General features: G+C 44.9%; 12 protein-coding genes. All 12 read left to right on the forward strand.

Features of this window, described 5'->3' with window-relative positions; all coding sequences use genetic code 11:
• The first annotated feature begins 211 nt into the window (after window positions 1-211).
• The 12 genes from SLS51_RS13995 to mrdB all read left to right on the forward strand — a co-directional run bounded on the left by SLS51_RS13995 (window position 212) and on the right by mrdB (window position 12,337).
• The gene (locus tag SLS51_RS13995) at window positions 212-1,105 is read left to right on the forward strand and encodes an amino acid ABC transporter substrate-binding protein (protein WP_323839349.1); all 894 of its coding nucleotides are present in this window, start codon (window positions 212-214) and stop codon (window positions 1,103-1,105) included.
• Window positions 1,106-1,237: 132 nt separating this feature from the next.
• Complete coding sequence (locus SLS51_RS14000) at window positions 1,238-1,978, forward strand: amino acid ABC transporter permease (protein ID WP_323839350.1); 741 nt, start codon at window positions 1,238-1,240, stop codon at window positions 1,976-1,978.
• Entirely contained in the window at window positions 1,979-2,653 is a 675-nt protein-coding gene (gltK, locus tag SLS51_RS14005; RefSeq protein WP_323839351.1) for a glutamate/aspartate ABC transporter permease GltK, read from the forward strand.
• Window positions 2,653-3,378 carry an amino acid ABC transporter ATP-binding protein gene (locus tag SLS51_RS14010; RefSeq protein WP_323839352.1) on the forward strand — a complete coding sequence of 242 codons (726 nt, stop codon included), beginning with the start codon at window positions 2,653-2,655 and terminating at the stop codon, window positions 3,376-3,378. Before gltK ends, SLS51_RS14010 begins: the two co-directional genes overlap by 1 nt.
• A gap of 162 nt (window positions 3,379-3,540) precedes the next feature.
• Window positions 3,541-6,123, forward strand: coding sequence for a leucine--tRNA ligase (leuS, locus tag SLS51_RS14015; protein WP_323839353.1), 2,583 nt, complete (start codon window positions 3,541-3,543; stop codon window positions 6,121-6,123).
• A 13-nt stretch (window positions 6,124-6,136) separates the two neighbouring features.
• Window positions 6,137-6,685 (forward strand): LPS assembly lipoprotein LptE, encoded by a 549-nt coding sequence (gene lptE / locus SLS51_RS14020; RefSeq protein WP_323839354.1) that lies wholly within the window; start codon window positions 6,137-6,139, stop codon window positions 6,683-6,685.
• On the forward strand, window positions 6,682-7,722 hold the full coding sequence (holA, locus tag SLS51_RS14025) for a DNA polymerase III subunit delta (RefSeq protein ID WP_323839355.1): 1,041 nt from the start codon (window positions 6,682-6,684) through the stop codon (window positions 7,720-7,722). The genes lptE and holA overlap by 4 nt, the downstream gene beginning before the upstream one ends.
• Entirely contained in the window at window positions 7,706-8,383 is a 678-nt protein-coding gene (gene nadD / locus SLS51_RS14030) for a nicotinate-nucleotide adenylyltransferase (RefSeq protein ID WP_323839356.1), read from the forward strand. The genes holA and nadD overlap by 17 nt, the downstream gene beginning before the upstream one ends.
• A 98-nt stretch (window positions 8,384-8,481) precedes the next feature.
• Entirely contained in the window at window positions 8,482-8,808 is a 327-nt protein-coding gene (rsfS, locus tag SLS51_RS14035) for a ribosome silencing factor (RefSeq protein WP_191214694.1), read from the forward strand.
• Between the two features lie 2 nt (window positions 8,809-8,810).
• Window positions 8,811-9,281: a 23S rRNA (pseudouridine(1915)-N(3))-methyltransferase RlmH gene (gene rlmH / locus SLS51_RS14040; protein WP_323839357.1), complete on the forward strand. Its 471-nt coding sequence runs from the start codon at window positions 8,811-8,813 to the stop codon at window positions 9,279-9,281.
• 39 nt (window positions 9,282-9,320) lie between these two features.
• Window positions 9,321-11,216 carry a peptidoglycan DD-transpeptidase MrdA gene (gene mrdA / locus SLS51_RS14045; protein WP_323839358.1) on the forward strand — a complete coding sequence of 632 codons (1,896 nt, stop codon included), beginning with the start codon at window positions 9,321-9,323 and terminating at the stop codon, window positions 11,214-11,216.
• Between the two features lie 8 nt (window positions 11,217-11,224).
• Entirely contained in the window at window positions 11,225-12,337 is a 1,113-nt protein-coding gene (mrdB, locus tag SLS51_RS14050; protein ID WP_323839359.1) for a peptidoglycan glycosyltransferase MrdB, read from the forward strand.
• Window position 12,338: the final 1 nt, after the last annotated feature.

Raw genomic sequence — 12,338 nt, forward strand, 5'->3', positions numbered from 1 at the left:
TTTATTGTGCAAGCTAAACAACATTGTTCATTTATAGTGCGAGACAGCTCCCGAAATAGAAACAATTCATTTTCATTATCTAACCCTTTTGTACTATTTTTTAACACTATATACACATACAACAGCAAATGATCCTAGATTAAAAACAAATCACAGAGAGACTTTTGCAAACACAACATCGCAAACGATAGCCACATTAAAGGAGTTATATATGCGTATGCGTAACCTAGTATTAACCATGATGTTACTTGGCATGGCGGGGGCTGTTCAAGCCGAAGAATTAACGGGAACACTGAAAAAGGTTAAAGATGATGGTGTGATCATTGTGGGACATCGTGAATCCTCCGTACCTTTTGCTTACTACGATAACCATCAAAAAGTCGTCGGCTACTCTCAGGATTATTCTAATCTGATTGTTGAAGCAGTGAAGAAGAAACTGGACATGCCAAATCTGCAAGTAAAATTGATACCCGTGACTTCGCAAAATCGCATCCCATTGCTACAAAATGGCACTTATGATTTCGAATGCGGTTCCACTTCCAATAACCTTGAACGTCAGAAACAAGTCACTTTCTCTAACAGCATCTTTATTATTACGACGCGTTTGCTGACTAAAAAAGGTTCCGGTATAAAAGATTTCCCAGATTTGGCGGGTAAAAATGTCGTTGTCTCAGCAGGTACGACTTCTGAAATCTTGCTGAATAAACTCAACGATGAGAAAAGCATGAAAATGCGCATCATCAGTGCAAAAGATCATGGTGACTCATTCCGTACTTTGGAATCTGGCCGGGCAATCGCCTTTATGGTGGATGATGCACTACTAGCAGGTGAACGCGCCAAAGCGAAAAAACCTGATCAGTGGGAAATTGTTGGTACACCTCAGTCTAGAGAAGCCTATGGTTGCATATCACGCAAAGACGATCCTCAATTCAAGAAGCTGATCGATGAGACCATTGTTCAGGCGCAAACCTCTGGAGTGGCAGAGAAATCATTTGAGCGCTGGTTCAAACACCCGATTCCACCCAAGAACCTGAATTTGAATTTCTCTTTGTCTGATGAAATGAAAGCACTATTTAAATCGCCAAATGATAAGGCGCTTGACTAGAAATATAATTAAAAAAATGACTATTTGATTGGCATCACAGGGTGCGAGGTGGTCGTTCCCTACCTCGCTTTTTTTCTCAGCCAATCAATCGTTTTCAGGGGATCAAGCTACACCCTAACAGGGAGTATTATTATGTCAATCAATTGGAATTGGGGCATCTTTTTGCAAGCTGCCCCTTTCGGCAATACGACTTATCTAGGCTGGTTGATAGCTGGATTTCAGGTGACGATTGCCTTGTCTATCTGCGCCTGGATTATCGCTTTCATTGTCGGCTCACTATTCGGCATCTTACGCACTGTTCCCAATAAAATATTATCTGGGATAGGTACCTGTTATGTTGAGCTCTTTCGTAACGTACCACTGATAGTTCAATTTTTTATCTGGTATCTGGTTGTACCTGAGCTACTACCAGAAAAAATCGGTATGTGGTTTAAAACTGAACTGGACCCTAATATCCAATTTTTTCTCTCATCCACTGCCTGTTTAGGTCTTTTCACTGCTGCTCGGATATGTGAGCAGGTTCGTGCCGCCATACAATCACTACCACGTGGTCAAAAAGCGGCAGGGCTGGCAATGGGGCTAACTCTGCCACAAACCTATCGCTATGTCCTATTACCCAATGCCTATCGAGTGATCATTCCCCCCATGACATCAGAAATAATGAATCTGGTGAAAAACTCTGCCATTGCCTCCACTATTGGTCTGGTAGATATGGCAGCACAAGCAGGTAAGTTACTTGATTACTCAGCACATGCTTATGAAACATTTACGGCGATTACACTAGCTTATATCGGAATCAATCTGGTGATTATGCTTGCCATGCACTTGCTTGAGAAAAAAGTGCGTTTACCGGGTAATATTGGAGGTCAATAAATGTACGAGTTTGACTGGAGTTCGATTATCCCCAGTATCCCGTTTCTGCTACAAGGCTTAGTCATTACAGCAAAAATCACGATTATTGCTGTTGTTGTCGGTATTCTCTGGGGAACCGTACTGGCCGTTATGCGGCTCTCTTCGGTAAAAGTACTGAGCTGGTTTGCCACTTTATATGTCAATCTGTTCCGTTCTGTACCACTAGTTATGGTACTGTTATGGTTCTACCTGATTGTGCCTAGCCTAGTGCAGAACGTTCTAGGGATTTCTCCGAAAACAGATATTCGTTTAATTTCAGCTATGGTTGCATTTGCCTTTTTCGAAGCTGCTTATTATTCAGAAATTATCCGGGCGGGAATTCAGAGTATCTCCCGCGGGCAATCTTCGGCAGCACTGGCATTGGGTATGACACCAATGCAAAGTATGAGACTGGTTATCCTGCCTCAGGCATTCCGTGCGATGACCCCGCTGTTACTGACACAGGGTATCGTACTGTTTCAAGACACCTCATTGGTGTATGTGCTCAGTCTAGCGGACTTTTTCCGTACTGCGGCAAATATCGGTGAGCGTGATGGCACTCAGGTCGAAATGATCCTATTTGCTGGTTTGATTTATTTTATTATTAGTATTGCCGCATCTATGCTGGTTAACTATTTGAAGAAAAGGACTGTTTGATGATCTCCCTGAAAAATGTATCCAAGTGGTATGACCAATTTCAGGTTCTCTCCGACTGCTCAACTGAAGTTAAAAAAGGTGAAGTCGTTGTGGTCTGTGGCCCATCTGGCTCAGGCAAATCCACCCTGATAAAAACGGTCAATGGCCTGGAATCCATCCAACAGGGTGAAATTCTGGTTAATGACATTAAAGTTAATGATAAAAACACCAATCTGGCACAACTACGCTCTAAAGTCGGCATGGTGTTCCAGCATTTTGAGCTGTTCCCCCATCTATCCATCATTGAGAATTTAACTCTAGCGCAGATTAAAGTGCTTAATCGTGATAAAAAAGCGGCGGAAGAAAAGGGGTTGAAATTACTTGAACGCGTTGGACTAGCCAGTCAAGCGAATAAATTCCCGTCTCAACTTTCCGGTGGTCAACAGCAACGTGTAGCAATCGCCCGTGCCCTTTGTATGGACCCGATTGCCATGCTATTTGACGAACCTACCTCTGCCCTCGACCCTGAAATGATCAATGAAGTGCTCGATGTCATGGTTAAACTGGCAGATGAAGGGATGACCATGATGGTTGTTACTCACGAAATGGGCTTCGCCCGTAAAGTAGCCAACCGAGTTATCTTTATGGATGAAGGCAAAATTGTTGAAGATAGCCAAAAAGAAGATTTCTTTGCGAATCCAAAATCAGATCGCGCCAAAGAATTTCTAGCTAAAATTCTTCACTAACCTCATTTCATCCCCGGTGGTGACTCCTGTCGCCATCGGATTTTCCCTCAGAACCTCTGTTTCTTATATATCAAATCAGATATGCTATGCCGACCTCATATTTTACCAACTAAATGATTGCTACAAACGTAGCTTTTTACTCACCATAGGATCATCGGTGCCATGCAAGAACAATACCGTCCAGAAGATATAGAGCCGCAAGTTCAGCTTCACTGGCAAGAGAAGCAAACTTTCAAAGTGACAGAAGACAACAGCAAAGAAAAATATTACTGCCTGTCCATGCTACCTTACCCTTCTGGTCGACTACACATGGGCCATGTACGTAACTACACTATTGGTGATGTTATCTCCCGCTATCAACGTATGCTCGGCAAAAATGTCCTGCAACCTATCGGTTGGGATGCATTTGGCCTGCCCGCAGAAGGTGCCGCAGTAAAAAACAATACCGCACCTGCTCCGTGGACCTACGCCAACATCGAATATATGAAAGGTCAATTGAAAACACTGGGCTTCGGTTACGACTGGGATCGTGAAGTCACAACCTGTACCCCGGAATATTACCGTTGGGAACAGTGGTTCTTCACCAAATTGTATGAAAAGGGCTTGGTTTATAAAAAAACCTCCGCAGTTAACTGGTGTCCCCACGATCTGACTGTTCTGGCTAATGAACAAGTGGTCGATGGCTGCTGCTGGCGCTGTGATAGCAAAGTTGAACGTAAAGAAATTCCACAATGGTTTATCAAAATCACTGATTATGCCGAAGAGTTGTTAAACGATCTGGAGACGCTGGAAGAGTGGCCGGAGCAGGTCAAAACCATGCAGCGCAATTGGATTGGCCGCTCCGAGGGAGTAGAGATTACTTTTGATGTGGCTGATCGTCAGGAGAAGCTGACTGTCTATACCACTCGTCCTGATACGTTTCTAGGCGCCACTTATGTTGCGGTTGCCGCAGGTCATCCTCTAGCAAAACAAGCAGCAGAAAATAACCTTGAACTGGTTGCTTTCATTGATGAGTGCCGTAATACCAAAGTTGCAGAAGCAGATATGGCAACAATGGAGAAAAAAGGCATGGCAACCGGTATGTTTGCTATTCATCCATTGACCAAAGAGAAAGTGGCAATCTGGGTTGCAAACTTCGTCCTGATGGAATACGGCACCGGTGCTGTCATGGCAGTTCCCGGCCACGATCAACGCGATTGGGAATTTGCGACAAAATATAACCTGCCAATAAAAGCCGTTATTCTGGATAGTGAAGGCAATGAACCGAACGTCCATGAAGCCCCTGTAACAGATAAGAATATCCTGTTTAATTCCGGTGAATTTAGCGGTCTGAATCACGAAGCTGGTTTCAATGCTATTGCTGATAAACTGGTGGAAATGGGCGTAGGTAAGCGCAAAGTTAACTATCGTCTACGTGACTGGGGCGTTTCTCGTCAACGTTACTGGGGCGCTCCTATTCCAATGGCAACGCTGGAAGATGGCACGGTTGTTCCGGTTCCTGCCGACCAACTGCCTGTTATTCTGCCAGAAGATGTCACAATGGATGGCATCACCAGCCCAATTAAAGCTGATCCTGAATGGGCGAAAACCACTATCAACGGCCAGCCGGCGCTGCGTGAAACAGATACCTTCGATACTTTTATGGAATCTTCATGGTACTACGCTCGCTACACCTGTCCAGATTATGACAAGGGCCTGCTCGATCCAGCAGCAGCTAACTATTGGCTGCCAGTTGATCAATATATCGGTGGTATCGAACATGCCATCATGCACCTGATGTATTTCCGTTTCTTCCACAAACTAATGCGTGATGCAGGTCTGGTCAATTCCAATGAACCCGCTAAGCGCCTGTTATGTCAGGGCATGGTTCTGGCCGATGCTTTTTATTACATCGGTAAAGATGGCGAAAAAATCTGGGTTTCCCCAGCTGATACTATTGTTGAGCGTGATGATAAAAGCCGTATCGTTAAAGCGACGGATAAAGAAGGCCATGAACTGGTTTATACCGGCATGAGCAAAATGTCTAAATCCAAAAACAACGGTATTGACCCACAATTGATGGTAGAAAAATATGGGGCTGATACCGTTCGCCTGTTTATGATGTTCGCGGCTCCACCAGAGCTAACGCTAGAATGGCAAGAATCCAGTGTTGAAGGGGCAAATCGCTTCCTGAAACGTGTATGGCGCCTAGTTTATGAACATAGCAGCAAAGGGGCAACTCAACCGCTAGACATCACAAACCTGACAATGGAACAAAAAGATCTATTCCGAGATTTGCACAAAACCATTGCTAAAGTCACAGATGATGTCGGTCGCCGCCAAGCATTCAATACTGCTATCGCTGCCGTAATGGAATTGATGAATAAACTGGCCCGTGCACCACAGGAAACTGAGCAGGATCGCGCTCTGCTGCAAGAGGCTCTGCTAGCAGTTGTCCGTATGTTGTCACCAATAACTCCCCATGCTTGCTTTATTATGTGGCAAGCTCTGGGAGGTGAAAGTGATATTGATACGGCTGATTGGCCACAAGCTGATGCACAGGCAATGGTTGACGATACCAAGTTAGTCGTCATTCAAGTTAACGGTAAAGTGCGTGGTCGTGTTACTGTGCCAGCAGAGGCGACTAAAGAATATGTTCATGATATGGCAGCAAAAGAGTATGGTGTGACGAAATACCTTGAAGGCGTCACTATTCGCAAAGTCATTTATGTACCAGGCAAACTGCTGAATCTGGTCGTCGGCTGATAAAGGAGGCAATGTGCGACATCGTATTTTAACGTTGTTGCTGGGGTTAGCGGTGCTGGTCACCGCTGGCTGCGGTTTTCATCTGCGCGGTACCACCCAGGTGCCACCAGAACTCAAAAAGCTGCAATTAACAAGCAGTGACCCATATGGGCCACTGGCCCGTTCCGTTCGCCAACAGCTTCGTCTGAATAACGTCACTATCCTTGAGGATGGTAGCGCTGATGTTCCTGTTTTGAAGTTAATTAGCTCTTCTGAAAATAAAGATACTGTCTCTGTTTTCCAAGACGGTAAGGCAGCTGAACGCCAATTGACACTGAATGTCGATGCTCAGGTTATTATGCCAGACGGTAGCATATACCCGCTGCGATCCAGGGTTGATCGCTCTTTTTTCGACAACCCATTAGAGGCCCTGGCGAAAGATGCTGAAAACGAGATAATCAATCAGGAAATGCGTGAACAAGCTGCTCGCCGGTTAGTTCGCCAGTTATTGACCGTTCACAACGCAGAAAAGCAGAAAGCCAGAGAAAAACAGGTAGGACAGCAAGCTGCACAAGCACAATGATCAAACTCTATCCCGAACAACTGATTTCGCAGCTCAATGAGGGGCTGCGAAACTGTTATCTGATATGGGGTAATGAACCCCTACTATTACAGGAAAGTCAGGATCATATTCGCAAGGCTGCTGAAAAACACGCCTTCACTGAACACTTCACCTATACGCTGGATAATCACACCGAGTGGGATGAGATATTCAATATTTGTCAGTCATTAAGTCTGTTTGCTAGCCGTCAAACACTCACTTTACTACTGCCGGAAAATGGCCCTAACACAACCATAGCCGAACAACTGGTGAAACTGGCAGGACTACTTCACCCAGATATACTGCTAATACTACGTGGTTTGAAATTGACCAAGGCTCAGGAGAACAGTCACTGGTTCAAAATACTAGGAAAAAACGGTGTTTATGTCAGTTGTCAGACACCCGAACAGAACCGTCTGCCGCAATGGGTTGCACAACGGGCCAAAGCCATGAAATTGGCGCTGGAAGAACAAGCCAATCAACTACTGTGTTATTGTTATGAAGGAAATTTACTGGCGTTAGCTCAGGCACTTGAGCGACTTTCCCTGCTATACCCAGACGGTAAACTGACCTTACATCGTGTCGAAAATGCGGTGAATGACGCGGCTCACTTTACACCTTATCACTGGGTAGACTCGCTATTATCAGGTAAAGCAAAACGCGCCTGGCATATTCTGAAACAGTTAAAACAGGAAGATTGCGAAGCTGTTATTCTATTACGTACCGTACAGCGTGAATTACTGCTGCTACTCACACTGAAACGCCAAAGTACCACAATCCCGATGAAAACACTGTTAGATCAACATCGGGTATGGCAAAACCGCCGTCCATTGCTGACAAGCGCACTGCAACGTCTCACTCAACATGATTTACAGCGAGCAATTCATTTACTTGTACAGATGGAACGCCAGATCAAACAGGATTACGGCCAGTCTATTTGGTCAGATTTAGAAACTCTTTCCATGCTGTTATGTGGAAAAACCTTACCTGAGAGCTTTCTTAATGCCTCATACCATTGATTCTACTTGCCCGAAACAACCCGCTATTAAAGCATTATTTGGTGGAACATTCGATCCCATCCATTACGGGCACTTGCAGCCAGTTGAAACCCTGGCATATCAAACTGGCCTGAAGCAAGTGATTTTACTGCCAAATCACGTCCCTCCACACCGCCCACAACCGGAAGCCACTGCACAACAGCGGCTTGAAATGGTACAACTGGCAGTACAGGATAGCCCACTGTTTACCGTCGATAAGCGTGAACTGGAGCGCACTATCCCCTCTTACACAATTGATACGCTAGAGTCATTCCGTCAGGAACTTGGTAACAAACAACCACTAGCATTTATAATCGGCCAAGATGCTTTGTTATCACTGCACACTTGGCATCGTTGGCAAGAACTACTGAGTTTCTGCCATTTGCTAGTTTGTGCTCGTCCTGGTTATCAAACTCAATTTTCCACAACTGAAATGCAACAATGGCTTACAAAACATCAAATCTACGATCCAAGCCAACTTGGCAGTAAACCTAACGGTTATATCTATCTGGCAGATACACCTCTGCTGTCGATCTCAGCAACAGACATCCGTCAACGCCACCAGCAAGGGTTAAGTTGTGACGATTTACTCCCCCTTTCAGTACAAAAATATATAGATTCACAGGGGTTATATCGCCAATAGCGGAATCTGCCTCGATTAGTCGCTTAGTTGACTTACCCTTAAGTGACCTGACATGCTATTATTCCGCACTATTTAATCAATTGTGATAAAAAATAAGGATGAGCCTTTTGCAAGGTAAAGAACTCCAACAGTTTGTTATTGATAAGCTGGAAAACTCCAAAGCACAAGATATTGTTTCCCTTGATGTCCAAGGGAAATCAAGTATTACCGATTGCATGATTGTCTGCACCGGAACTTCCAACCGCCATCTGATGTCTGTCGCAGATAATCTGGTTGATGACTGTCGTGCGAGCGGCCTGATCCCACTTGGCGTTGAAGGACAAGGCGTATCTGACTGGATTGTCGTAGACCTCGGTGAAGTTATCGTACATGTCATGCAAGAAGAGAGCCGCCGCATGTACGAACTCGAAAAGCTCTGGAGCTGAGTTTGAAGCTGCAATTAATCGCTGTAGGTACAAAAATGCCGGACTGGATACAGGCCGGCTTTACAGATTATTTGCGTCGTTTTCCCAAAGACATGCCATTTGATCTGATAGAAATTCCGGCTGGCAAACGGGGCAAAAATGCGGATATTAAACGCATTCTGGAAAAAGAAGGCGAACAGATGCTGGCCGCTGTCGGCAAAGGCAGCCGTATTGTCACCCTGGACATTCCGGGTTCCCGTTGGGAAACGCCTCAATTGGCGCAACAGCTTGAATATTGGAAACGGGATGGTAGAGATGTCAGTTTGTTGATAGGTGGGCCCGAAGGTCTTGCTCCGGCATGTAAAGCTGCCGCAGAACAAAGCTGGTCACTGTCACCGCTGACCTTACCCCATCCTCTGGTCCGAGTTTTGGTTGCGGAAAGCCTGTACCGGGCATGGAGTATTACGACCAATCATCCCTATCATCGGGAATAATTTGGTTATCAACGGATAAAAGCGAATTCTGGCAATGGGATGAAGAATAAACGTACCCCTTTTCGTGATTATACGGCTGAATCAGCCCTATTTGCTCGCCGCGCATTGGTGGCGTTTATTATCATCCTGGTACTGACTGGTATCCTGATGGCCAATCTTTACCATTTACAAATCACCCGCCATGAAGACTATCAAACCCGTTCAAACGAAAACCGTATTAAACTGGTTCCAATTGCGCCAAGTCGCGGTATCATCTATGACCGAAACGGCACGCCATTGGCACTTAATCGAACTATCTATCAGTTGGAAATCATACCTGAAAAGGTAGAGCACCTTGAGCAAACGCTGAATGATTTACGTAATGTTATCGATCTGACTGATGAAGATATTGCCAACTTTGAAAAAGAGCGTAAACGCTCGCGCCGCTTTACCTCTATTCCATTGAAAACTTCACTTGATAATATTCAAGTAGCACGCTTTGCCGTTAACCAATATCGTTTCCCTGGTTTTGAAATAAAAGGCTACCAACGCCGCTTCTACCCTTATGGTTCAGCACTGACACATATCATCGGCTATGTTGCTAAAATTAATGATAAAGATGTAGAACGATTGGATAAAGAAGGTATTTTACCTAATTACGCCGCTACCCATGATATCGGCAAACTGGGTATTGAACGCTATTATGAAACTGTTTTACACGGCAAAACGGGTTATGAAGAAGTCGAAGTGAATAACCGAGGCCGGGTGATACGCCAATTACATGAACAACCACCACAGGCCGGACAAGATATTTACCTAACTATCGATCTCGAATTGCAAATTTACATTGAGAAACTCCTGACAACCAGCCGTGCTGCGGTCGTTGTCAGTGATCCACGTAATGGGGAAATTCTGGCACTGGTATCTAACCCAAGCTATGATCCAAACCTATTCGTAAATGGTATCTCCAATAAAAACTACCAGGAGCTATTAAACAATCCTGATAGGCCGCTTATTAATCGTGCTACTCAAGGAATCTATCCTCCAGCTTCAACAGTGAAACCTTTTATTACCGTCGCAGCACTAAGCACAGGCGTTATCAATAAAAATACCACCATTTTTGATCCGGGTTGGTGGCAATTACCGGGTTCAGAAAAACGCTACCGTGACTGGAAACGTTGGGGGCACGGTAGTCTCAATGCACATAGAGCCATTGTAGAATCGGCAGATACTTTCTTCTATCAAGTGGCCTATGATATGGGAATTGATCGTCTATCTGAGTGGATGACCAAGTTTGGCTATGGCGAATATACTGGGATCGACCTAGCCGAAGAACGCACCGGTATCATGCCTACCCGCGAATGGAAACAAAGAAAATATAAAAAACCTTGGTATCAAGGAGATACCATTCCTGTGGGTATCGGCCAGGGATATTGGACAGCAACTCCCATTCAAATGGTAAAAGCGCTGACAACCTTAATTAACGACGGTAATGTAAAAACACCACATCTTCTGCTAAGCAAGAAGCTGAAAGGTGAGATGATCGCTTATCAACAAGTAGAAAATATTCAGATCGGTGATATCCATTCAGGATATTGGGAATTAGCAAAAAACGGTATGTACGGTGTTGCTAACCTACCAAACGGTACCGGCCACAAGAGTTTTATCGGCACGCCTTATAAAGCAGCAGCCAAATCGGGAACAGCACAGGTCTACAGTTATGAAACCTACAATGCCAGTAAAATTGCTGAGCATTTACGGGATCATAAGCTGATGATCGCTTTCGCTCCTTATGAAAATCCGACAGTAGCCCTTTCCATTATTTTAGAGAATGGTGGTGCAGGTCCAGCAGTGGGCACCCTTGTTCGCCAAATCCTCGACCATGTACTATTAGGGGATAACAACACAACATTGCCGAATACTGTCCCTATACCTCCCGGAACAGAAAGTGACTGATTAACACCATGACAGAAAACCAAAAAAGGGTTCCTCTCTGGACCAGATTACATATCGACCTACCGTTACTCCTGTGCATTTTGGCATTGCTGATATACAGCGCTTTTGTTATGTGGAGTGCCAGCGGTCAAGATATGGGTATGATGGAGCGCAAAATTGGCCAAATTGGTGCTGGACTGGTTGTCATGCTCATCATGGCGCAAATTCCACCAAGAGTTTATGAAAGCTGGGCGCCCCATCTCTATATTGTTTGTGTCATTTTACTGATTTTTGTCGATGCTTTCGGGCAAATCAGTAAAGGCGCCCAACGCTGGCTGGACTTAGGGATCATCCGCTTCCAACCTTCAGAGATTGCCAAGATAGCCGTACCCCTGATGATCGCACGCTTTATGAACCGCGACTTATGCCCCCCATCACTGAAAAATACCACCATCGCTCTGATGCTCATTTTTCTGCCTACTTTACTGGTTGCCGCTCAGCCAGACCTAGGGACTTCAATCCTGATCGCGGCTTCTGGTCTGTTTGTCTTGTTTCTTTCGGGCATGAGTTGGCGGTTGATCGGTATCGCAACTCTACTATTAGCCTGTTTTATCCCCATCTTGTGGTTCTTCCTAATGCATGGCTATCAGCGCGATCGCGTCATGATGCTACTTGATCCAGAAAGCGATCCACTAGGTAAGGGTTACCATATTATTCAATCAAAAATCGCGATTGGCTCCGGTGGTTTATCCGGTAAAGGCTGGCTATTAGGAACACAATCTCAATTGGAATTTCTGCCAGAACGTCACACAGATTTCATATTTGCCGTACTATCGGAAGAACTTGGTCTGATTGGCGTACTACTGTTATTAACATTATATATGTTATTAATTACGCGCGGGTTGGTTATCGCAACCAGAGCACAGAACACTTTTGGCCGGGTTATGGTTGGCGGCCTAATGTTAATTCTATTTGTTTATATCTTCGTCAATATTGGCATGGTGAGTGGTATCCTGCCTGTAGTCGGCGTTCCTTTGCCATTTGTCAGTTATGGCGGCTCTGCGTTAATCGTCTTAATGGCGGGTTTCGGCATTATCATGTCGATTCACACACACAGAAAATTGTTGTCCAAAAGTTTATAGA

It is taken from the genome of Photorhabdus africana (assembly GCF_035181445.1).
GTDB classification, from domain to species: domain Bacteria; phylum Pseudomonadota; class Gammaproteobacteria; order Enterobacterales; family Enterobacteriaceae; genus Photorhabdus; species Photorhabdus laumondii.